General features: G+C 42.3%; 21 protein-coding genes. 14 read left to right on the top strand and 7 right to left on the bottom strand.

What is annotated here, in order from left to right; all coding sequences use genetic code 11:
- The first annotated feature begins 433 nt into the window (after positions 1 to 433).
- From Q0895_RS04480 to sstT, 3 genes are all read left to right on the top strand, one after another.
- Positions 434 to 2104: a leucyl aminopeptidase gene (locus Q0895_RS04480; protein ID WP_299185841.1), complete on the top strand. Its 1671-nt coding sequence runs from the start codon at positions 434 to 436 to the stop codon at positions 2102 to 2104.
- Positions 2105 to 2111: 7 nt separating this feature from the next.
- Positions 2112 to 2597 carry a DNA polymerase III subunit chi gene (locus tag Q0895_RS04475; RefSeq protein WP_299185839.1) on the top strand — a complete coding sequence of 162 codons (486 nt, stop codon included), beginning with the start codon at positions 2112 to 2114 and terminating at the stop codon, positions 2595 to 2597.
- 324 nt (positions 2598 to 2921) lie between these two features.
- Positions 2922 to 4124 carry a serine/threonine transporter SstT gene (gene sstT / locus Q0895_RS04470; protein ID WP_299185838.1) on the top strand — a complete coding sequence of 401 codons (1203 nt, stop codon included), beginning with the start codon at positions 2922 to 2924 and terminating at the stop codon, positions 4122 to 4124.
- Positions 4125 to 4206: 82 nt separating this feature from the next.
- Here the strand turns inward: sstT and Q0895_RS04465 are convergent, their stop codons facing one another.
- Together Q0895_RS04465 and Q0895_RS04460 are read right to left on the bottom strand one after the other, a co-directional pair.
- On the bottom strand, positions 4207 to 4530 hold the full coding sequence (locus Q0895_RS04465; RefSeq protein ID WP_299185837.1) for a chaperone modulator CbpM: 324 nt from the start codon (positions 4528 to 4530) through the stop codon (positions 4207 to 4209).
- 33 nt (positions 4531 to 4563) lie between these two features.
- On the bottom strand, positions 4564 to 5580 hold the full coding sequence (locus tag Q0895_RS04460; RefSeq protein WP_299185835.1) for a DnaJ C-terminal domain-containing protein: 1017 nt from the start codon (positions 5578 to 5580) through the stop codon (positions 4564 to 4566).
- Positions 5581 to 5920: 340 nt separating this feature from the next.
- On the opposite strand from Q0895_RS04460, the gene Q0895_RS04455 reads away from it, so the two are divergent.
- Positions 5921 to 6283, top strand: a complete 363-nt coding sequence (locus Q0895_RS04455) for a septal ring lytic transglycosylase RlpA family protein (protein WP_299185833.1) — start codon at positions 5921 to 5923, stop codon at positions 6281 to 6283.
- 126 nt (positions 6284 to 6409) lie between these two features.
- Here Q0895_RS04455 and Q0895_RS04450 read toward each other — a convergent pair whose 3' ends face one another.
- On the bottom strand, positions 6410 to 8431 hold the full coding sequence (locus tag Q0895_RS04450; protein WP_299185832.1) for an ATP-binding cassette domain-containing protein: 2022 nt from the start codon (positions 8429 to 8431) through the stop codon (positions 6410 to 6412).
- Positions 8432 to 8903: 472 nt separating this feature from the next.
- On the opposite strand from Q0895_RS04450, the gene erpA reads away from it, so the two are divergent.
- The 8 genes from erpA (at position 8904) to Q0895_RS04410 (ending at position 17415) form a co-directional block, all read left to right on the top strand.
- On the top strand, positions 8904 to 9284 hold the full coding sequence (gene erpA, locus Q0895_RS04445) for an iron-sulfur cluster insertion protein ErpA (RefSeq protein ID WP_299185831.1): 381 nt from the start codon (positions 8904 to 8906) through the stop codon (positions 9282 to 9284).
- Positions 9285 to 9707: 423 nt separating this feature from the next.
- A complete protein-coding gene (gshA, locus tag Q0895_RS04440; protein ID WP_058367827.1) occupies positions 9708 to 11282 on the top strand; it encodes a glutamate--cysteine ligase in 1575 nt (524 codons plus the stop codon).
- Between the two features lie 66 nt (positions 11283 to 11348).
- On the top strand, positions 11349 to 11870 hold the full coding sequence (locus Q0895_RS04435) for a disulfide bond formation protein B (RefSeq protein WP_058367826.1): 522 nt from the start codon (positions 11349 to 11351) through the stop codon (positions 11868 to 11870).
- A gap of 433 nt (positions 11871 to 12303) precedes the next feature.
- Positions 12304 to 12966 (top strand): copper resistance protein NlpE, encoded by a 663-nt coding sequence (locus Q0895_RS04430; RefSeq protein ID WP_299185830.1) that lies wholly within the window; start codon positions 12304 to 12306, stop codon positions 12964 to 12966.
- Positions 12967 to 13229: 263 nt separating this feature from the next.
- Complete coding sequence (mpl, locus tag Q0895_RS04425) at positions 13230 to 14762, top strand: UDP-N-acetylmuramate:L-alanyl-gamma-D-glutamyl-meso-diaminopimelate ligase (protein WP_299185828.1); 1533 nt, start codon at positions 13230 to 13232, stop codon at positions 14760 to 14762.
- Positions 14763 to 15152: 390 nt separating this feature from the next.
- Complete coding sequence (locus Q0895_RS04420) at positions 15153 to 15407, top strand: GlsB/YeaQ/YmgE family stress response membrane protein (RefSeq protein WP_075103307.1); 255 nt, start codon at positions 15153 to 15155, stop codon at positions 15405 to 15407.
- A 227-nt stretch (positions 15408 to 15634) separates the two neighbouring features.
- Positions 15635 to 16189, top strand: a complete 555-nt coding sequence (gene def, locus Q0895_RS04415) for a peptide deformylase (protein WP_299185825.1) — start codon at positions 15635 to 15637, stop codon at positions 16187 to 16189.
- Positions 16190 to 16239: 50 nt separating this feature from the next.
- The gene (locus Q0895_RS04410) at positions 16240 to 17415 is read left to right on the top strand and encodes a type III PLP-dependent enzyme (protein WP_299186214.1); all 1176 of its coding nucleotides are present in this window, start codon (positions 16240 to 16242) and stop codon (positions 17413 to 17415) included.
- Positions 17416 to 17605: 190 nt separating this feature from the next.
- Here the strand turns inward: Q0895_RS04410 and dapB are convergent, their stop codons facing one another.
- Together dapB and dnaJ are read right to left on the bottom strand one after the other, a co-directional pair.
- Complete coding sequence (dapB, locus tag Q0895_RS04405) at positions 17606 to 18436, bottom strand: 4-hydroxy-tetrahydrodipicolinate reductase (protein WP_299185824.1); 831 nt, start codon at positions 18434 to 18436, stop codon at positions 17606 to 17608.
- Positions 18437 to 18625: 189 nt separating this feature from the next.
- Positions 18626 to 19762 (bottom strand): molecular chaperone DnaJ, encoded by a 1137-nt coding sequence (gene dnaJ, locus Q0895_RS04400; protein ID WP_299185823.1) that lies wholly within the window; start codon positions 19760 to 19762, stop codon positions 18626 to 18628.
- A 389-nt stretch (positions 19763 to 20151) separates the two neighbouring features.
- Here dnaJ and Q0895_RS04395 point away from each other — a divergent pair, with 389 nt between their 5' ends.
- On the top strand, positions 20152 to 20811 hold the full coding sequence (locus tag Q0895_RS04395; RefSeq protein ID WP_299185822.1) for a DUF2939 domain-containing protein: 660 nt from the start codon (positions 20152 to 20154) through the stop codon (positions 20809 to 20811).
- 145 nt (positions 20812 to 20956) lie between these two features.
- Here Q0895_RS04395 and Q0895_RS04390 read toward each other — a convergent pair whose 3' ends face one another.
- Both Q0895_RS04390 and Q0895_RS04385 read right to left on the bottom strand, forming a co-directional pair.
- Positions 20957 to 22033, bottom strand: a complete 1077-nt coding sequence (locus Q0895_RS04390; RefSeq protein WP_299185821.1) for a thioredoxin fold domain-containing protein — start codon at positions 22031 to 22033, stop codon at positions 20957 to 20959.
- 352 nt (positions 22034 to 22385) lie between these two features.
- Entirely contained in the window at positions 22386 to 23090 is a 705-nt protein-coding gene (locus Q0895_RS04385; protein ID WP_299185820.1) for a pseudouridine synthase, read from the bottom strand.
- Between the two features lie 95 nt (positions 23091 to 23185).
- Between Q0895_RS04385 and Q0895_RS04380 the strand changes: the two genes are divergently transcribed.
- Entirely contained in the window at positions 23186 to 23782 is a 597-nt protein-coding gene (locus tag Q0895_RS04380; RefSeq protein ID WP_299185819.1) for a YigZ family protein, read from the top strand.
- Positions 23783 to 23794 lie beyond the last annotated feature (12 nt).

The raw sequence follows: 23794 nt of genomic DNA, 5'->3' as shown, positions 1-23794 counted from the left end.
CTGTCCTTAAAGATCTGATCTCATGCACGACACAGCTATGGCAGCTCTACAAGATAGGTTTGCCGCATTAGTAACGACTGACAAGTTGGTTAATGATTAATCACTTGCAGATGATAAGCTGAGTGAAATAATATAGATGACCATACGGAAACATTCACTAACCCTTGCACTCTGCGCACAAATTATTCGATATGCTACACTACAGCAGTAGTCAAATGTACCAAAAATCGATCGCTGTTAAAGCAGTCACTATAAAATATAGGACTCATGTTTCAACCATCCTCGGTACAGAATTCATCGATTAATGACTGAGTAATATCCAGTCCTGCTTTACTTTTTATTTTAGAATTCCGATGTAAATAACTGCATCATGTATCGACACTTTTTATGCTACTACTCTAATTTATGTTACTACTCTAATAAGGATAACTATATGAATATCAAATTATCTCAGCATCTGCCAAAAACTCATACGCAAAAAATACTTAAAAAAGAAGCAAAGAGTAAAGATGAAGCTTGCCTTGTGGTCTTGGTTGACGACGAAAAGAACATCCTTGCCGAGTCGGCTTTAACCGACTATACAGCACGTATTGAGCAATTGATTGAAGTTTCACACTTCAACGGTAAAGCTTGCGAGACAGTTGCAGATTACGCCTTGGCAGGTGACAAAAAAACCACCAAGCAAAACCCAGTACAATTATTATTAGTCGGTGTGGGCAATGTTGATAAACTCAATGAAACCGTACTGCAGAAGATTGCTAAGACCATCTATAGCAGCACTCAAAAACGTGTGGCATCGATTACTGTCGCGTTGGGCAATACTCTAGAAGAAAACCACTTCGGTCAATTTGCTCTTAATCTATTAGCAGCGAGCTATCGTTTTGATAAATATAAGTCAGAGCAAACCACACCAGTACTAACGGACGTTTATTTGGTTGCTGATGAGTCACTACAGTCTGCGCTAGATTTTGCCCAATCGGTATTTGTAGGTCAAAGTTTGACTCGTGATGTGGCCAATGAGCCAGGCAATATTTGCTTCCCAGCGTATATGGCAGAACAAGCTGAAGCGCTTGCCAAGACCTATCCTGACCTATTGAAAGTGAGCGTACTTGGTGAAGATGAGATGTCAGCGCTAGGTATGGAGTGCTTCTTAGCAGTGGCTAAAGGCTCTACTAAAGAAGGTAAGCTGGTACTTATGGAGTATCGCGGCAAATCCAATTTTAGTGCCAATGCTGACGCTAGCAAAGAAGCGACTAGCAGCGCTAAAGTTTCTGGTGGTCTAAAAGCATTGGCTGATAAATTACCGACCAAAACTTCTAATAAGAAAACTGCTAAAAATTCAGTTAAAAATAGCGATGATAATACGCAAGCTGTAAACGCTGATGCGCCTATTGTGTTGGTCGGTAAAGGCATAACCTTTGACTCAGGTGGTATCTCAATCAAGCCTGGGGCAGCCATGGATGAGATGAAATTTGATATGGGCGGCTCAGCGTCTGTACTTGGTACAATTAAAGCCTTATGTGAAGCACGCCTACCGATCAACGTCGTGGGCGCTCTCGCCTGCGCTGAAAACATGCCATCAGGTGATGCAACTCGCCCAGGTGATATCGTCAAAGCCATGAACGGCAAATCGGTTGAAATCTTAAATACCGATGCCGAAGGCCGTTTAGTATTGGCAGATACCTTATGCTACGTACAACGTTATCAGCCAAAAGCCATCATCGATGTCGCGACATTGACTGGTGCCTGCGTAGTCGCATTAGGTCATGTACGTTCAGCGGTCTTTAGTAATGATGAAGATGTGTTATTTGAATTAGAGAACGCCAGTAACCAAACAGGTGATCTTATCTGGCATATGCCAATGGATGATGCTTATCAAGCACAGCTTGACTCGCCTATCGCTGATATGCAAAACATCGGTGGTAAAGGTGCAGGCGCTGTGACTGCTGCTTGCTTTTTGTCACGCTTTGTCGAAGAAGGGCAAGCATGGGCGCATTTAGATATTGCTGGCACTGCATGGAGCTCAGGCAAAGATAAAGCGGCAACGGGTCGCCCTGTGCCATTATTTATGCAATACTTAAAAAACAGCGCAAACATGGCCTAATCGATTTATGAAAATCAGTTTTTATGTTTTAAGTGAGAGTAAAGCCCAAGATTTCTTGGGCTTTATTTGTCAGTTGACTCAAACAGCGCTCAATAAGAGTACTCAGTCGCTATTGATTCTTACTCAAGATGAGACGTTACTGTCGACACTTGATGAGGCATTGTGGGCACAAGAGGCGACAAGCTTTATTCCACATCAATGCCTTGCGACTTCAACCAATGACACAGCTGATGATAATCCGAATAAAACAAAAATAAATAGTGAGATGTTAGTCCCTGTCTTACTAGGCAGCTATATGCCTGCCGATTTCAACGGTATCGTGCTCAATACCACGCTACATCCAGTTAATGACTTTATGGCAGCGACCAATAACGCTAAGCCTACTCGTGTTCTTGAGCTTATCAAACCTGATGCGACTAGCGTACAAGAAGGTCGTCACAAATATAAGCGCTATAAACAGTTAGGCTATGAGTTGACGCACTTCAAGGTATAACATGCCTATTGTTGTATAACTTGCCTACCTTAAAGTTCTAAAGCCTCCTCTTTTATCGTATTCTTTTTTATTTAACAAACTTTATAGACAAGCCAATCAATAAAACTGGTTTGTTTATACTTATGTGCTGGACTTGCCTGCTTATTCTATTTTGATCGTTCTGTCTTTGCTTTTTTATCGCCGCTGCTACCGCTTCTATAGTCAACTATCATTTACCTTCATTATGACTGGTAGGCGAATATCTGAAAAAATGCTACCATCCTCCGATTGTTTTTCTATTTTTATAATTAATTTACTTTTGACTGACTACTCGAGGGTGTACAAATGCGTTCATTGATTGCGATGTACCAGCGTATAGGGCTGGTGCCGCTTATTGTTATTGGTTTAATATTGGGAGTGTTAATCGGCTGGCTGGCACCAAGTGTCGGTATTGCTTTGGGATTATTGGGTACGCTATTCGTCGGTGCACTAAAAGCAGTGGCTCCAATATTGGTATTTGTCTTGGTAATGGCAGCGATCAGCCAGCATCGCAGCGGTAATGAAGTCTATGTCAAACCTGTACTTATCATGTATATGTTTGGCACTTTTTTGGCAGCACTAACCGCCGTAGGAGCGAGCTTTTTATTTCCGACTGATTTAGTTCTCATAAATGCTGATATTGAGCAAGTACCGCCGGCTAATCTCAAAGAGGTATTGACTAACCTACTCATGAATCTAGTCGCAAACCCTATCAATGCGATCGCTGAAGCCAACTATATCGGTATTTTGGCATGGGCAATCATTATTGGTTTTGCGCTGCGTCAAGCCAGTGACACTGCTCGTACCATCGTTGGTGATTTTGCCGAAGCCATCTCGCAGGTTGTAAAATGGGTCATTGCCCTGGCGCCATTTGGTATCTTAGGCTTGGTCGCCAATACAGTCGCTGAAACCGGCTTTGCCTCTTTAGCAGGTTATGCCCGTATCTTGATGGTACTGGTTGGTTGTATGCTGTTTATTGCGTTAGTTGCTAATCCACTTATTGTGCTGGTTAAGACTGGCAAAAACCCTTACCCCCTCGTATTTACTTGCCTGCGCGAATCAGGAATTACGGCATTCTTTACGCGTAGTTCGGCGGCCAACATTCCAGTCAACATGAACCTTGCAGGCAAACTGGGTCTACACGAAGATACGTATTCTGTCACCATTCCACTGGGTGCGACCATTAATATGGCAGGTGCAGCAATTACGATTAATGTCTTAACGCTTGCGGCGGCTCATACACTAGGTATCGAAGTCAGCTTTGCTTCAGCGCTTTTATTAAGCTTGGTTGCTACAGTTAGTGCTTGCGGTGCTTCTGGGGTCGCTGGTGGTTCGCTACTGCTGATTCCATTAGCTGCCAGTTTGTTTAGTATTCCAAATGACATAGCCATGCAAGTGGTTGCGATTGGCTTTATCATTGGTGTCATCCAAGACTCAGCAGAAACTGCGCTGAACTCTTCCACAGATGTTCTATTTACTGCTGCCGCTGATCCTAGGTACGCACGTTAATTATTAGCGATAACACTAATATAGCAAAAGGGCTTCTAAAAGCCCTTTTTTATGGTCTATCATTTACGACTTATTTGTATAGCTAATCTAGCTGCTCAATATCTACTTCGATGATTGGTGCTTGCCTATCTAGCTGGCGTTTGAGCTGACGTAATTGCTCGACTTCATCTAACAGCTCGATTATCAAACCGATCGCCGGCACACTGGCGTCAAAGTCACGGCTTAGACGTGAAGCACGGCGCACAGTCGTTAGCTGATAACCTGTGAACTGCTCGCGCTCTGGTACGTCATACTCAATAATGTTTTCTTCTATCAGCTCGATGACCCATTGACGCTCTTGACCACAGGCAGTCACTAGCTCATCTAAACTCATAATAATGTCGGTAAATTCAGGCGAGTGTTTCATAATTATTATCCTCGTTTGCTCTTTATTTCGTCGTTAACGATTAATACTGGTATCGGCAAAAGCTTGCTTTAGCTGCTCATAAGCCTTAGTGGCAGTCTCGCTACTGATATCAGGATTAACGATGTTTAAGGTCAAGTATAAGTCGCCCGCTTGTTTAGCAGGGATACCTTTACCTTTTAGACGCAAGTTACTACCTGATTTGCTGTTTTTAGGAATCGTGACACCAAGTGTACCTGCTGGCGTACTAACATTGATTTTGTCTCCCAATGCCGCTTCCCATGGTGCGATATTTACCGTCTGATAAACATCTGCGCCTTCGATACGAATATTAGATGCGTGACTGATTTTAACCTTTAAAAACAAATCACCATTTTTACCGCCACCCATGCCAGCAGCGCCTTGTCCTGCTAGGCGGATTTGCTTGCCATCTGTGATGCCTTTAGGAATTTTGATTTTAAGGGTTTTATTTTCATAATCCACGCTGCCATTAGGCTGACGAACCGGCACATTTAGTTTAATACTATAGTCATCACCGCTATATACCGAGGCCAAATCCACCGTAATCTCTGCATGTTGGTCTTGACCTTTATTATCTTGTGCGCCAAAACCACTGCCAAACTGGTCAAAGCCGCTACTTTGCGTGCGGCCCCCTGTCTGTCCACGTGCTCCGCGACCAAAAGCTGAGAATATATCGTCGAAGCGAAAGCCGCCACCGCCAAAGGCTTCACCATCACCAAACTGATCTTTGATGTCTTCCCAGCGAAAACCACCCTGTCCGCCCGCCGACTGACTACCAAACCCGCCAAAGCCTCCAGCACCGCCTTGACCAGCGAATGGATTGTCTAGCATGGCGTCATATTGCGCGCGCTTGTCTTTGTCTCTTAAGGTTTCATAAGCGTTGTTAATCTCAGCGATTTTATTATCCGCGTTTGGGTCGTCACTCACATCAGGATGATATTGACGCACAAGCTTACGGTATTTTTTTTTGATATCAGCGTCTGAGGCGTCTTTTTTGACCCCTAAAATGTCATAGTAATTTTTTTCTGCCATGTGGTATTTCCTTAAAACAAAAGCATGTTTATGATATTGATATTGATATGCCAATTTTAAACAATATGGTATGAAATTTTTAGGTAACTTAATGATGATAACAATAAAAGAAATAAAGACCGTTATATAAATATTACGAATAATATTGCTATTAATAGTATAACTATAAAAATAAACATATATGAACTGGACAAAATGTGAACTCAAGCGTTTTTTACAGTGCGGTAAGGACAAAGAAAGCTTTTTATAGTAAAATACCTATATTATTCATACTCATAGGGACTATGAATAACATAGGCAAAAGTATCTGTCTATTTTATAAACTGCATATAGGTATTAAATGTCTTATTTGATCAAGTCTTTGATAGTCACGTTATCACTACTACTGACTACCACCGCATTTGCTGGTAATACCAGTTATTATGGTAGTAAGTTCCATGGCAAACGTACCGCTAGTGGTAGTATTTTTAATATGAATGCGATGACTGCGGCTCATAAAACGTTGCCATTTGGTACAGAAGTAGAAGTGACTAATAAAAAGACGAAGCAAAGCGTAATAGTGAAAATTACGGATAGAGGACCGTTTACTCCGGGACGAATCCTTGATTTGTCTAAGGGCGCTGCTAGTAAAATAAACTGTCAACTTTGTACCACTACTATGAAGATCTTATCTTATGGTGATGGTAAATACCGTAAACAATGATGTAGTGAAAAGGGAGAGCCGACGCTCTCCCTTTTTTATGGCTACTACTACTTCACTACTACTGTTTTGTAGCCACTATAACGACTATTATAAGCGAATAATCGCTTGCCAGCTTGTCAAAGTCATCTAGTCAAATCCTGCTTCCATCTCTTCTAATGTTGTCATCGATGACAATAACTTCTCTTCATTATCGCTATGCTGCTGCTGTAGCGCACTTTGCTCATCTAACAATTTTAGTAAGTCAGCTTTGCGGCTCTCTTCATAAAGATCAGTGTCAGCCAACTTTTCTTCTAACATTATTAACTGCTTATCAATCTTAGCTAAAGCCTTTTCTGTATTTTCAATCTCACGGCGAATTGGTGCTGTCAGTTTACGTTGTTCAGCAGCCAGTTTGCGCTGTTCATCTTTGCTAAGTGCAGGCTGAGTGGTTTTGTTTTTTATTGGAGCAGTAGATGCTTCGTTATTTATTAGACTGTCATCTGTTTCACGTGAAACTATATTTTTATTCTCTTTTTTGTTTTTCTTTTTATTAGTATTTCTGTCTGCAGAATTTTCTTGTTTGCGTTTATCGCTTAGCCATTTGCCATAATCGCTGATATCACCCTTGAACTCATCGATTCGACCATCGTGGACCAGATATAGCTCATCACAGACATTTGCGATTAGCTCACGATCATGCGAGACCAGCACCACTGCTCCTTGAAACCCTTGTAGCGCGATAGTTAAGGCTTGACGCATTTGTAAGTCTAGATGGTTGGTTGGTTCATCAAGGACCAGCACGTTTGGACGTTGCCAGACAATCAAAGCCAGCGTCAAACGTGCGCGTTCTCCGCCCGAAAAAAGCTTACTTGGCGTATCAATACGATCCCCGCGAAAATCAAAGCTGCCAAGGAACGAGCGCAAATCAGCGTCAGAGGTCTTGCCTGCTAGGCGGCGCAGCATCTGTAGCGGGGTGGCCGTCGCATCTAAAGCGTCCATTTGATGCTGATTAAAATAGCCAAGCTTTAAGGTATCAGACACGCGGTAAGTACCTGACAAGATTTTCAGCTCGCCGACCAAGGCTTTGATTAGCGTTGATTTACCAGCGCCATTCATCCCCAGCAGACCAAGGCGGGTATCAGGCGTTACTTGTACGCTTGCGTTATACAAAAGTGGCGTATCGCTATAGCCGATGTCCGCTTGCGTCATCTCAATTAGCGGCGAGCTCATATTGGCTGGCTCATAGAAGCGAAAAGAGAAAGGATTGTCCGCCATCATCGGTGACAGCTCTGCCATACGCTCAAGCTGCTTGATACGGCTTTGTGCTTGCTTAGCCTTGCTGGCTTTGGCACGAAAGCGGCGTATAAAGTCATCCAGATGGGCGCGGGTGGCTTGCTGTTTTTCAAACGCTTGCTGCTGCTGCGCCATCCGCTCATGACGGGTACGAATAAACTGCTGATAGTTCCCTGTATAAAGGGTGATTTTTTGTTGTTCGACATGCAAGATATGACCGACTGTCGCATCTAAAAACGCTTGGTCATGTGAGATGACTATAACCAAACCTGTAAAGGCATTGATCCAAGTTTCGAGCCATAAAATAGCGTCTAAGTCCAAATGGTTGGTCGGCTCATCGAGCAGCATTAAATCGGCGCGGCTCATCAAAGTTTTGGCAAGGTTTAAGCGCATACGCCAACCGCCCGAAAACCCTTCAACTGGCAGCTCATGCTGGCTTGTCTTAAAGCCAAGACCTGCCATGATTTGTGCCGCTTTGGTCGGTGTACGATAGCCATCGATTTCATCGAACTGCTGATGCAATACCCCAATTTGTTCATAACTGACAGCGCTTAAATCATTCAAAGCCGCGTTAATCTCATACCATTGCTCATCGCCGCTCAAGACGTAATCAATCGCTGTCTGGCTACTGGCACCGACCTCTTGCGCCATGTGGGCAACTTGCCAGCTGTCAGGAATACTCACCTCGCCCTTATCAAGCGTGACTTCGGTATCACCAGCGCCCATCTGCGTGAGTAACAAGGCAAACAAAGTAGATTTGCCTGTGCCGTTGTTGCCCGTTAGACCTACTTTTTGGCCCGGATGGAGCTGAAAGCTTGCCCCTGCAAACAACTCGCGCCCATCGCGGCGCACGCTCACGTCTTTAAATTCGATCATATAGTTTCTTCATCTCAATAATAATATAAAACATAAGGCAATAAAAAATACACGACTAGCATGTTTACTGGCGGCTATTATTTCAAACGCCTAGCCGATAGGCAAACGATTAAATAACTATTTCAAATTTAAGCGGATTTATAGAGACAAGCTTATTTATAACGATCGGCTTAAATATAGAGGCTCGTTTGAACGATGAATCATTATTCTTAAGAAGTTAGAGTAAGGTAACCAACGTTACGCTTGACAAATCCAACGTCACCCCCATTATGATATACTGCAATAAGATAAATGCCAGCAGCAACCAAAGTGTTGTGATGGTACAAATATAATATTTATGATGCTTTAATAGTTTTGCCATAATGACAGCACCCAATCGAATCAAACGCCGTGCGTATCTTTTTTTGCAAACTTTTGATTGCAAACCCAAACAGGACGACGATAGCATTTGATCCTAGCAACTGAGGTAGATATGAACGAATCAGCCACCCAATTTAGTCCAAGCTCAAGCCAGCCCGTAGATCCTACTGTTTTGAACTTAACAGATAGCGCCGCTCAAAAAGTACGTCGCCTGCGTGAAGAAGAAGGTGACAGCAATCTGATGTTACGTGTCTATGTAACTGGTGGCGGCTGCTCAGGGTTTTCCTATGGTTTTAACTTTGCCAATGAACTAAACGAAGACGATGCCAACTTTGATAATGGTGATGTGACGTTGGTTGTCGACTCAATGAGCTATCAATACCTGCAAGGCTCTACAGTTGACTACACCGAGGGCTTAGAGGGCGCGCGTTTTATCGTGACGAATCCAAACGCGACCACTACTTGTGGCTGCGGTTCATCGTTCTCTATATAAATGATTGCTTTGATGTTAAAGATTTAGTGTAGCTATTATTTAAATTTTTTTGCTTAGGCACCTATCTTATTGTTAGGTGCTTTTTAGTCTAAAGTTTTAACTTATGTGTTTTAGTATGATTGAATCGAATAAGCAACTGATATAGTACTGCACATTTAATGAAAAAATGTAGATAAATGCAGATAAATGAATATAATTAGCACCCATTAGTTTAGTTTTTTGCTATTATTTCCTAACCAATTTTTTCGTCAGAATTGGTCAAGTTAACCTTGGATAAAGCTTATTGTATTTGTAATTGTTCGTGGTTTTCAGAGTAGCTTTGAGCTAAACTGACGGAATTCTTCACCCTAATATCTACCTCTTTTATGGTCAAACATCAGTTGCGCTTTGATCCGCCATAATAAATAACAATAGATGACTATTATGAGTAATTTTGCGAGTAGCTTTGAGAGCTTTAAAATCCCAAATTGGTTCGACAGTCAGCATTTAGCGGGTATGCTCCGCGGTATCGAAAAAGAAGGTTTGCGCGTTAAGCCAGATGGCTTTTTGGCACAAACACCGCACCCAACCAAACTTGGGTCAAAGCTTACCCATCCGTTTATCACCACGGATTATTCAGAAAGCCTGCTTGAGCTCATCACCGATCCCAAAACCTCCCCCAAAGAAACCTTAAATATGCTACGCCAACTGCACTTGTTGGTCTATCAAGGCATGCCTGAAGGTGAGCTGATGTGGCCATTATCAATGCCATGCATGCTGTCTTCTAAAGATGAGGACATCCCACTAGCCGATTATGGCAGCTCTAATACTGGTAAGCTTAAAACACTATATCGTAGTGGACTTGGTATTCGTTATGGTCGCCGTATGCAGGCTATTGCAGGCTTACATTATAACTTATCTTTTGGCGATAACTTATTTGAAGCTTGGCAGGCTAAGACGCCCACTGCACAAAGCCAGACGCTAACAGAGTTTAAGAACGAAAAGTATCTGGGCCTTATCCGTAACTTTAAGCGCTTGACCAGCTTGGTGCTGTATTTATTAGGAGCCAGTCCAAGCGTTTGTCCTTGCTTTGTGGCGGGACGTGAGCATGATTTAGAGCTACTAAATGACTCAACTTACTATAGACCTGCCGCCACTAGCCTACGTATGGGCAAGCTTGGCTATACCAACAGTGTGCAAGAGCAGCTAGATATCCGTTATAACAACTTGCCTGAGTATATAAAAGGATTACGCCGTGCAATTCAGACACCGCACGAGAGCTTTGAAAAGCTTGGCTTAGACGATGCTGATGGCAACCCTATCCAGATTAATAATCACATACTGCAAATAGAAAACGAATACTACAGCCCTATTCGTCCAAAACAAATCGCGATGAGCGGTGAGACGCCAACAGAAGCGCTTGAGCGTCGCGGTATAGCTTACGTTGAGTTTCGCGCCATCGATCTCGATCCTTATAGCGATGTTGGTATTCGTCTTTCTAGCGCCTGTTTCTTAGAAGTCATGGCCCTGTACTGTCTACTAAGCGACTCACCTGATCTGCTCCCTGATGAAGAAGAAGCGCTAGCCATCAATCTTGAGCGCGTGGTCAACGAAGGTCGTCGTGAAGGCTTACATATTATAAATAATGGTGAAGAGCAGTTACTTGAGAGCTGGATGCTTGTACATTTGGATCGTATGCAGCCACTTGCAGCTTTGCTCGACTCACATTATGGCGGCAACGACTACCGTACGGCTGTGGCTTTGATGCAAGGCAAGGCTGGACATCCTGAGTCAACCATTTCTGCACAAGTAAATTCTGATAGTAAACGTCTAGGGAGCCTATGGCAGCTTGGTTTTACCTTAGCGCAGCAACATCGTGATTCGTTGTTACAGCAGACGCTTAATCCAAATACCCAAGCTAAATATGAAGTACTGGCTGAAAAGTCTATCTTGCAGCAAGCGGAACTTGAAACAGCTGAGACTGAAAGTTTTATGGATTTTTTACAGCAGTATCGTTAATAAATGACTAACTACTACTGATATATAATATTGATTAATACATCATTCTATAAGAGTACCTCGCTAATGCAAAAACTGACCAATTATCGCAGTTTACAAGTATTTTTGGTTTTTATGACCGTGATTGGTATGAGTTATGCGTTGTTTTTTTTACAGCGTTATATGGGGTTATCTCCTTGTCCACTCTGTATTTTCCAGCGTATTGGTCTAATGGTAATGGGTGCTTTTGCGTTAATAGCTGCTTTATTTAACCCTAAAACGCTAGGACTACGATTGATATTATGGCTTGGTAGCTTAGCTGGTATCGGCTGGGCTACAACCGTAGCAGCGCGTCATGTTTGGCTACAGCACTTACCCGCTGACCAAGTCCCTTCATGTGGGCCAGGTTTAGATTACTGGCTCGATACCTTGCCTATGCAGCAGGTACTAAAAGAAGTGTTCGCAGGTTCAGGCGAGTGCGCAACTATCGACTGGACATTTATGGGACTTAGTATTCCTGAACAATCATTAATATTTTTTAGTATCTTGTTGTTGGTACATATATTGATATTGTGGCGTATTTTTCGCCCAGTGAAGACACTAGCTTAATAATAGCAACCTGAATATTGTTGTGCTTTTTTCGTGTCTTGTTTTTTATCCTTTCTCGTAACGTAATCATGGTAAAACACCTTAGGCGTTCAACCAAGAATTCATCTCGTTTAACTTTACTTACTCCTAACAAAACATCTACATAAGAGTAATATCGGTTTGTTAAGGTACCTAGCGTTTATTCCTCTTATATAGTCGTCTATCGGTCAAATTTGACTACTTTCAACCTAACTTATCTTAGAAGTGGTATTTAAGGCAGATAAGCGGTCGTTTAATAAGTATTAAAATACAAAAAGAGATACATTTAACTAATTGAAACCAGTGACGTTTTTACAACGTTGCCGTGACTTATTGACGCTACTATTGAGATAAACATTGATAGATATCTAATTTGCTTTTTTATTATAAAATAAACTTTTATTTTCTTTTTTATATGATGAAACAATTTATCCCTACCCCGCTTGTGGTGGTCTCCTCAATCAAACGCTTTGGTAGCCTTTTATTGCCACTGCCGCTTTGTATGATTTTGATTGGCTGTGATAGTCAGTCATCTACGACCGCAGCTGCTCACAATGCATCGATAAAACAGTCTTTAACTGATAGTAAAGTCCGCCATGATAATAAGCATAATTCTGTGCAGGTAGATGGTGATAGTGAAAGTGTTGCTGTAGCAGATGATATAGTAAGCGTTGATGAAGGTGACTCTTTACTAGCAGTAGCCGAACCTAATAGCCTTGATAACGATGTACAAAGTCATCGTACTCCGATGATTTCAAATGCTAGTATGGATAGTGAGTTACAGGCGACTTTGATTGGTGATTATGTAGGTATTTTGCCATGTTCTTTTTGTTCTGGTATTACAGTAACCCTAAATTTGTTCGCTGATGGTTCAATCACCAAGACAAGCATCTATGAAAACCCAACTACCCCCAAAGTACCCCTTACTGAATATGGTATCTATCGTCAAGACAATGACACTATTACTATCGTTTATGAAAACGATCAAATCGAGAGCTATCGTATTGAAAACAATCATCTTGTTATGTTAAATGATGATGACACTTTGAACACCGATTACACCTTGTCACTCAAATAAGCAGACGTTTATAGGGTTGGATATAACTCTATATGTATCAATATAGACGCAACTTTATTAAAACTGTCTCAACGACTATTTACGCCTACTTGTTGGGCGTTTTTCATTGGTTATCTATTGGTGTTTACTTTACAATAAGCGCTGCTAACATTCTTGCACAAGTTAGTAGCCGTTAAATACTGAATCTTTTTTAATTAATTTATTGACTGTTTATTCTTGTCAGTATGACTTCATTTAATTTTTCATCATAGCGTGGACCATCTATGCATATTCATATTCTTGGTATTTGTGGCACTTTTATGGGTTCATTGGCCTTATTGGCGCGAGAGCTTGGACACAAGGTCACAGGTTCAGATGCTAGTGTCTATCCTCCTATGTCGACTCAGCTTCAAAACGCTGGCGTGACTATCCAAGAAGGCTATCTTATAGAGCATTTGCAACCAACGCCTGATTTGGTGGTCATTGGTAATGCGATGAAGCGCGGTATGGATGTCGTTGAGTATGTGCTTGATCAAGGCATGAGATATACTTCAGGCCCGCAGTTCCTCTCTGAGCAAGTATTGCAATCACGGCATGTATTGGCAGTGGCGGGTACGCATGGTAAGACGACCACGACTACTATGCTGGCATGGATACTACACTATGCTGGCATCGACACTGGGTTTTTGATTGGCGGTGTGCCATTAGTAGATACGACAGATGCGCGCCTGCAAAACGTATTTGCGCATAGCAGTTACTTAGGTGCAGATAGCAAATCCAATGAAGCTGCAAACTCTATCGAAAGTAATAGTACAACTTCTGCAACATCGGGCTATTTTGTCATAGAAGCAGATGAATATGATTCTGCGTTTTTTGATAAACGCTCAAAATTCGTCCATTATCGACCTCGGACTGCTATTTTAAATAACCTAGAATTCGACCATGCCGATATTTTTGCTGATTTAAATGCTATCCAGACTCAATTCCATCACATGGTACGTATGATCCCAAGTTCTGGCAAGATTATCATGCCAGCAGCGACCACCAGTTTAGAAGATACATTGGCTAAAGGTGTATGGACACCAGTCTGGCGCACCGCAGTGACGGACGAGAGGCTTACAAATATTGCAGCAGTCGACAAAAAAAGCACTACGAACGAAGTTAGGGCAAGTGACTGGCAAGCAGCTCTGTTAGCAGAAGATGGTAGTCAGTTCAAAGTAAGCTTTAACGCTGATCTATCAGCGAGTGCTACTGTTGATTGGTCGATGAGCGGTATGCATAACGTTAATAATGCGCTAGTTGCAGTAGCTGCAGCTTATGACGTCGGGGTAGATGTGACGACAGCATGTGCCGCTCTATCAGCGTTCGCAGGTATTAAACGTCGCATGGAGTTAATCGGAGATGTTAACGATATTTTAGTATTTGATGACTTTGCTCATCATCCGACAGCGATTACGACGACCTTAGATGGTGCCAAAAAGAAACTCACTAACAGACGGCTATGGGCGATTATCGAACCACGTAGCAATACCATGAAGATGGGTATTCATAAGGACAGTCTGGCACAATCAGCAGCGTTAGCGGATCACACAATTTGGTATGAGCCTGCTGGTCTTGAATGGGGGCTACAAGAAGTCATTGAGCGTGCTGCACATAATGATAATCAGCAGGTTATAAATAGTATAGAAGATATTATCGAGCATATTACGACGCATGCACAAACAGGTGATGCGATTGTTATTATGTCAAATGGGGGCTTTGAAGGTATTCATCAGCGCCTATTAACATCGTTATCTGAGCTAAATGTTCAAACTTAGAGCTTCCTATTTTATTTTTAACTCATTGTAATTAAACAGCATTACATAAGTGGTTTAGCTAAATTTAAAAGCGTTATTCTTAACCATAAGAATAGCGCTTTTTTTATCTCACCATATACTCGACTTTTATTCTATAATTTATAGACAAAAGTGCAATCTATATTAGTAACTGCCGTATTACTGTAATTACTTTTGTAACCTTTCATTTACTTATTTCATCTGCAAAATAGCAAATGGTGGTTTTTTCTCACATAGTGCTTACACTGGTAACACTTTACGCTTATTTATTTTGACGTTAAATGTTTACAATGCTGCTATCAACATTAGAAAAGACTTAAGAAAAAATTAATATAAAATTTTTACCATTTGTAATACATTAGGAGAAGAATAATGAGCTTTATTTGGATGATTATTGTAGGTCTTGTTGCAGGTTTATTGGCCCGTGCTATCAAACCTGGGAGCGATCCTATGGGTTGGATTATGACCATTGTATTAGGTATCGTCGGTGCGATGTTAGGTGGTTTTATTGCCGGTCTTATCGGTATTGACGCTGATGGTGGCTTTACTGGTCTAGTATTCTCAGTCATTGGTGCTATTATATTATTGTTCTTATATGAGATGATCGTAAACAAGCGCCGCACATAATGAGTTTAGACAACGTAGCTTATTGATTGGCATAAAAAGACTTTACATTATGTAAGGTCTTTTTTTATGGTTGGTATTACTGTTCTTTCATAAATGTCGTTAACTTGCGTTATGTGACACTGTAGTACATCCTTTTATATGCTCAGCCGTTGATTATTATCACTTTTGCCCTTATTTAACTTATAATACATCGCCTATTCAATCCGCTATTATTGAGGTGCTCCGTCATGGCATTACTCCCTATCTTAAGCTATCCTGATCCGCGCTTGCGCACTGTCGCCAAGCCAGTTAAAGAAGTTGATGATAAGATCAAGACCCTAATCGCTGATATGATCGAGACTATGTATGATGCAGAAGGCATTGGTTTGGCCGCGTCTCAAGTTGATCAGCATGTTCAGTTGATCGTCATGGATTTGTCTGAAAATAAAGACTCACCCATGGTTTTTATCAATCCAAAGGTAACGCCACTAGTAGAAGAAAAACAGCCTTATGAAGAGGGGTGCCTTTCTGTCCCCGATGTCTATGATAAAGTTGAACGCCCTACTAAAGTACGTATCGAGGCGATAGATGAAAACGGTCAAGTCATTGATAAAGAAGTAGAAGGACTACTAGCTGTTTGTATTCAACACGAGATGGATCATTTAAATGGTGTCATTTTTGTGGATTATTTATCAAGATTAAAGCAGACTCGCGCCCGTGACAAAGTCCGTAAAGTACTCAAGATACGTGAGAAGCAAGGTGAAAAACAAGTAAGTAAAGAGGCGCAGACGACTAACGCTTAATTGATTCTTTCTTTTTTATGTGACTTTTTTAAAGGCTTCTTATCATGACCATGATTAAAATTGACCAATATTTTGACCCTACCGGCTGGGAAAAATTTACTAAAGCTGCTGAAGGTCGTGAGACGCCTTTACTGGTAGTTGATTTGAGTCGTATTAAAACTAAATACGCTGAGATGGCAGATTTGTTCCCGACTGCTAAGATTCATTATGCAATGAAAGCCAGTCCTGCTGTGGAAGTTATCAACTTGTTAGCGGATCTTGGCTCAAACTTTGACTGTGCTTCTATCTATGAGCTTGATCGCGTTCTTGATTGCGGAGTCGATGCTTCTCGTATCTCTTATGGTAATACGATTAAAAAAGCGGCTCATGTTAAATATGCTTTTGAAAAAGGTATTGATTTATATGCAACCGACTCAGAAGCTGACTTAAAAAACATTGCTAAATATGCACCTGGGTCCAAAGTGTTTGTGCGCATTTTGGTGCAAGGTTCAGATACCGCTGAATGGCCATTATCGCGTAAGTTCGGTTGCCACCCTAATATGGCGCTCGAGCTACTGGTACAGGCACGTGATTTGGGCTTGGTACCTTATGGTATCTCATTCCATGTAGGTAGCCAGCAAAAAGATGTAGCAGCTTGGGATGATGCACTTGCCAAGGTCAAATATATGTTTGACTGGATGAAAAACGAAGAAGATATTAAGCTAAAAATGATCAATTTGGGTGGCGGTTTCCCAGCCAATTACATTAGCGAAGTCAATCCTGTAAAAGTCTATGCTGAAGAGATTACACGCTACTTAAGTGATGATTATAGTGCTGAGGACATGCCTGAGATTATTCTTGAGCCTGGACGCTCATTGGTTGGTGGTTCAGGTGTCTTAGTGAGTGACGTGGTACTCATTTCACGTAAGTCACATACTGATTTGACCCGCTGGGTATATACCGATGTGGGCTTGTTTCAAGGTTTGATCGAAACCTTGGGTGAGGCGATTAAATATCCAGTATATACGCCAAAAATGGAAACGTCGACTAACGAAGGGACAGTTGTACTGGCAGGCCCAACATGTGATTCGACTGATATCATGTATGAAGAAGCAGGTTATCAATTGCCAGAGGAGCTAGAAGTCGGTGATAAAATCTATTGGCTAACGACTGGTGCTTATACTAACTCTTACTCATCTGTTGAGTTTAATGGCTTTCCACCATTAGAGGTGGTCTATATCGATTAAGATTTCGTCGGTATTATCGATAAAAAAGCGCGGTACTGTGATGAGCAGTACCGCGCTTTTTATATGCTTGTCTATCAGCCCTAAAAGTTTTAGCATCATGATCTACGCAGAGACTATTAATGTGCAGTGGCTATTTGTAAGGCTTATGGCTAGCTACTGCTTTAAGTCATGTTTAGATCATAGATGACAGCTACTCACTTAAACCCAACACATTCTGCATATTATATTGACCAGCGTTTTGCTGAATGACCCAAGTCGCTGCGCGTACGGCGCCTGCAGCAAAGGTCATGCGTGCGCGAGCTCGATGCGTAATCTCAACGACCTCACCATCCGCGATAAACATTACCGTATGATCGCCGACTATCTCACCACCACGAATAGCGTGAATGCCAATTGTGCCTGTTTCACGCGCACCCGTCTGACCTTCGCGGCCATAGATAGCGACGTCTTTTAGGTTCTGTCCACGTGCTTCTGCGACGGCCTCTGCCATCATATAAGCGGTACCTGAAGGTGCATCAATTTTATGCTTATGGTGCGCTTCAATGATTTCGACATCAGCATCTGTACCGAATGCTTTTGCTGCCATGTTCAATAGCTTCAATGATAAGTTGACACCAGTAGAATAATTGCCAGCATAGACAATAGCTGTATGTTTGCTGGCTTCAGTCAATACTTGCTCTTGCTGTGTATTAAATCCAGTCGTACCAATGACCATCGCTACCTGATGCTCAGCACAAATTTGCATGTTTTGTTCGGTGGCATCTGGCAAGCTAAAATCGATTAAGACGTCTATGTCATTGATCACAGCCGTTAGGTCATCGACGATCTGTATCTCTAAACGACCTATAGCAGCCACTTCTCCTGCATCGGCACCAACTAAGCTTGAGCCTTGACGTTCAATAGCTGCGCTTAATGTCGTTTGTGGATTGTCCTGCACAGCTTCTATAAGCATACGCCCCATACGGCCGCCAGCGCCAATCACGCCGACTTTAATAATTTGCTCTTTTACTTGTTGACTCATACCTTTATCCTGAATGCTTTGTTTTTAGTAAAGAAGTTTTTAGATGATATTTATCGTAAGTTTAGCAAATATCCTTACCTGCGTGGTTCTTTCTACCTACATAAAAAAACCTGATAGTTTCACGTGAAACTATCAGGCTCAAAGTAATGAAGTCAGCTGCGCAGATCAACCTACCGGTCGAACAATTTATCAGTCGAACAATTCACCGATTTTTTTAAAAAACGACTTTTTATGCGGTGACTGTTGATGTTTGCTATCACCATCAAGTGTATCTTGGAACTGACGTAGTAAGTCTTTTTGCTCATGAGTTAAGTTCACTGGCGTCTCAATAACGACACGGCAGATCAAATCTCCTTGCATTGTGGTGCGTACAGGTGTGACACCTTTACCGCGTACACGTAACAACTTACCACTTTGCGTACCTTCAGCAACTTTAATTTTTACCTTACCGTCTAAAGTTGGAATTTCGACTTCTTTACCAAGTGCTGCATCGGTGATGCTAACAGGCACATCCATATACAGATCTGCCCCCTGACGAGTAAAGACATTGTGCGGTTTGACGCGTACTTCAACATACAAGTCGCCATTTTGCACACCTGCGCCGCCCGCTTCACCTTCACCAGCCAGACGTACGCGATCACCGTCATCGACCCCTGCTGGAATAGAAACTTCTAGCGTACGTGACTTTTCTTTGACACCATCACCATGACAATCAGGGCATGAATTTTTGATCTGTTTACCCGTACCACCACAATGCGGACAAGTTTGTTGCACAGCAAAGAAACCTTGCTGCATACGAATCTGACCTTGACCATGGCAAGTCTGACAAGTCACGACATCAGAAGCATCTTTTGCGCCTTTACCATCACAAGTATCGCAAGGTGCTGGGGCAGTAAAGCTGATCTCTTTTTTGCAGCCGCGTACCGCTTCTTCTAACGTCAGCTCAATGACATAACGCAGATCAGAGCCACGACGCGAACGACCACCGCCGCCACCGCGCGACTGACCAAAGATATCACCAAAGTTCCCAAAGATATCACCGAAGATATCTTGGAAGTTACCTGCCCCTGCACCGCCAAAGCCGCCACCGCCCATACCATTTTCAAAGGCTGCATGACCCATACGATCGTAGGCAGAGCGTTTGTCTGCATCGCTTAGGACTTCATAAGCCATCGACGCTTCTTTGAACTTTTCTTCTGCTTTAGGATCATCAGAATTACGGTCGGGATGATACTTCATCGCCAGCTTACGATATGCACGTTTGATCTCTTTACTGTCTGCAGTCTTACTAACGCCTAATACTTCATAAAAATCACGCTTACTCATGGGCTCTCCTCTCGTCATTACAGTCACGCCAACTGGCAAATTCATCAACCAACATATTAATTTTTACAACTAGGCATCTGCAAATGTTTCACATGAAACATAAGCTGTATAATAAAAGTGTAGGAAGTATATGGAAATTGCGAGTCAAAACGGCGATATGCTGCTTTAACCAAATCAATTAATATAAGTTTGCGCTATTAATGGAGACCCTAAGTGGATTTATCAAGTTGCGAACTATTAAATTCTTGATTGCTGTATCGACGTTTATCTAATCATTACTCAGGCAGCAAACCTACGTAACATTTTCATACTTTTATTGGCCTAAGTCATGCTAGTATTTATCGCCATATTGATGATTGTATTAAGTCCGCGAAAAGGTAGCCCACTTTATGAAAAAGCTCATGACACTGCTGTTATTATTAGTAGTCATTGTAGTAGCCATTTATGCAGGTTCGCCTTATTACAGCGCCTATCAGCTCAAAAATGCCTATGACGACAAAGACGGAGCGACTATTGCTGCTGCCATCAATTATGAACAAGTACGGCCCAGTATAAAGACGCAACTGACTAATAGGTTTGCCAATACAATGAATCAGTATCCATTGGTTGCAGAGCTTGGCGGTGAGCCTCTGGCAAAAGCTGCCAATAGTTTTATTGTGCAGGCAGTAGATAGCGCAATCACACCGCAAAACGTTGAGAGACTTATCAATACTCAAGGCCAAGCCAATACGGCGACCAAAGAGCTTGCCGCTGCTTGGGCAATCTCTAGCAATCAAATCGATCTTAAAAACCTTATCCAAGATTTGATTATTCATCGCGGTGATGTCGATATCGTAGTCAAACAACAAGTGCAGCAAATGATGAGTCAGCAAGCCGCGCAGTTAGAGCAGCAAGCGGCTCAAGGGACAGACAGTGACAAGCCAACATTAAGCTATTGCGGTCTTAATTGCTTTAACATTAGTGGTCAAATCAAAGGTTACCCGATTACTGTAAACATGCAGCGTGAAGGCTTTATTGACTGGAAGATCGTAGATATCGTGCTCCCGTAAGTAATTCAGTTCTATCATAAACGCTGATACAAACCATATAAAACCGCCCTATAGACTCTGTTTATAGGGCGGTTTTTATTGCTAATAAATCTATACCAATCAACTTTATATGGCTGATTGTCTTTAAGAAAAATGTCTGAACTATCTATTTGACGCCTAAGAACTCTAAAAATTCAGGACTCTCAAAGCTGGCCTGATAGAGTACCCCATCTTCACGGTAAATAGCAGGCGTAGCCATAACCGCCAAGCCAGCTGCCTTTTCACGATTCGGTGTCACATAATCTGTACTGCAACTGGCTGGCGCAGGCGTCATCTCACCCGCTAACATCGCTTTATCAAACGCCTTGCGACGGCTGTTATCATCTGCCTGACACCAGATACCGCGCATCTGCACCGGTGACTGCTCATATATCGGATAGCCGATGACTTTTACGGTCACGCCTTTTGCATTGAGCGTTGGTAGTTGTTGATGCAGTCTGCGGCAATAAGGACAGTTGACATCGTCAGCAACATAGATAACGGCTCTCTCAGCGCTAGTTGCCGGATAGGTTATTAGTTGTTTGTCATCTAAGGTTTTAAATACGGATTGGTTTTTACGTTTTTCAAACTCCTCATCGAGTCCTGTAAACTGTCCATTCTCAATGACTGATATCTCGCCATCTGTAATATATTGCGCGTCATCGGATAGTAAAAACGGCACGCCCTCTAACGTCGCGCCCCAAAGCACGCCCGGCACCGCTGTATAAAAGAACGGTGTTTTGGCGCTCATGTTTTTAAGCTCGCTCATATTAGCAAGCACAGCTGATTTAACCGCAGCGCTCACAGGCATGCCTACTTGCGCACTATTGCTACGCGCTGGGGTTTTGGACACGACACGCTTGCTTGGGTTCTTTTGTAGCTCGCCTTGGATGACGTATTTGCCATCAGCAGTAATATGTAGTGGCGGTTGACCAGCAAGATCAACTTGATACATGTTGGGCAGGTTGGATGGCGAAATAGAAGTAATTTTCGTTTTAATACCAGCTTGGGTCAATACTTGACGTAGCTGACTATCAATAGCAGCACCAACCTCTCCATCTACGGGCGTATTTTGTACGTTTTGGCTCATGTTTTGGCTAGCACTTTTGCTTGTAGGGTTCGTAATGGTTGGATCAGCACAGGCAGTCGTTACTAATAACATGGCACTAATAAGACTAGCAAATTTTAATACAGGTCGTTTCACAAGCGTTGTCCTATCAAATTCGTAGTAGATTACTGAATCAAAACTTCTAAATTTTCTTTAATTAAAGGGCCTTAATTAAAGAAAATTTAGAAGACTATATTGAAAACAGCGACACTATGTAAAAAAGTAGATTAATGAAGTTGAGACTGTAGCACATTGGTAGATTTTTATAAGAGCTTGATAAGCGCTTAGCGTTTTATTTTGCAAAATTGCTACCCAGCTTTAAGAGACAGGCAACATCAGCAGGCAGACTACCGATATGGTGTCTGCTGCTGATAGTTGTTTTGGGTAACTGGCTTTTTACGAGTGGATGTTGGAAAGAGTATGACGCAACTTTTCTACTGCATAAAGTCTAGAATTTTGCGACTTCTTCTGCTGTCAAAAAGCGGCTATCCCCTTTATCCAAACCTTCTAGCGTGATATGACCGATACTGGCGCGGTGTAGCTCAACGACCTTATTACCAAAATAACCCATCATGCGTTTAACCTGATGGTACTTACCCTGCTCTAGTGTCAGACGGGCATGAGTCTCGTCGCTAAACTCAAGCGTCGCAGGTTTGGTCGGCTCGTAATCCCCTTCTAGCAAAATACCTTCAGCGACCTTTTTGATGGCTTTTTCTTGTGCATCGCTGTCCATTGGATCCGCTAAGGTCAGCTCGTAGACTTTTGCGTGCTCGTGTTTAGGACTGGTCACCCGATGTAGCCAGCCGCCATCATCACTCATCAGTAACGCGCCAGTGGTATCCACATCTAGGCGTCCGGCGATACGTAAACTACCCAGTTCTGGCACTGCGATCAACTCGGTGACGATAGGGTATTCTTTGGCTTTTAACGTACATTCAAAGCCTTCTGGCTTATACAATAAAATATAACGATTGCCTGTCGCCACTGACAGCGGTTCGCCTACCCACATGACATCATCATTAATGATATCGACATGTACACCAGGATCTTTGATAACTTCGTCATTGACGGTGACTTCGCCTGCGTGCAAAATCTTTTTGGACTCTTTACGCGACAGCTCAGTGGCTTTACTAATAAATTTATCTAAACGCATGCTATTTGCTACCATTAGTTTTGTTATAGTGAAGCAAGTTTAACATATCCTATCTAAACTAAGTCTGTTCATAAAAAGGCGTACATTAAAATAATATGAGTTATCAAACCTTACAACGTGCTGTCACTGCCAGGCTTGAAATTAAAAAGTCTGAATTCATCACTTATGCTTATCCTGCCACCACGCGAGAACAAGCAATGTTTCACGTGGAACAACTACGCGTAAAATATCCTGATGCGCGTCATTGGTGCTGGGCTTATATTATTGGTGATCCCGAGAACACCACCAGTGCCGGCTTTGATGATGATGGCGAGCCAAACGGTACTGCTGGACGACCAATATTAAACGTCCTACAGCACAAGTCTATCGGTAACGTTATTATTATCGTAGTGCGTTATTTTGGTGGTATCAAGCTCGGTGCTGGCGGCCTGACTCGCGCTTATGCAGGCTCTGCGCAAGCGGCCGTTGATGAAATGTTACTGCGCCCTTATGTACCAATGGCTCAAGTACAAATACTGGCAGAGTTCGCTACTGAGGCGCAATGCCGTTATGTAGTAGAAAGCCTAAACGGTAGTATTGATGATGTCTCTTATAGCAAGCAGGTTACGTTAACCGTGACTATCGCTGAACAAGATATTGAGACGTTAAAAGAGCGGCTGGCAATGGATGGACGAGTACTGGATAAAACATAGAAAATGGACAAC

The sequence above is a fragment of the uncultured Psychrobacter sp. genome (genome assembly GCF_947495825.1).
GTDB lineage: Bacteria > Pseudomonadota > Gammaproteobacteria > Pseudomonadales > Moraxellaceae > Psychrobacter.
The sequence above is the reverse complement of the archived record's forward strand: the minus strand, read 5'-3'. Positions and strand labels throughout refer to the sequence as shown.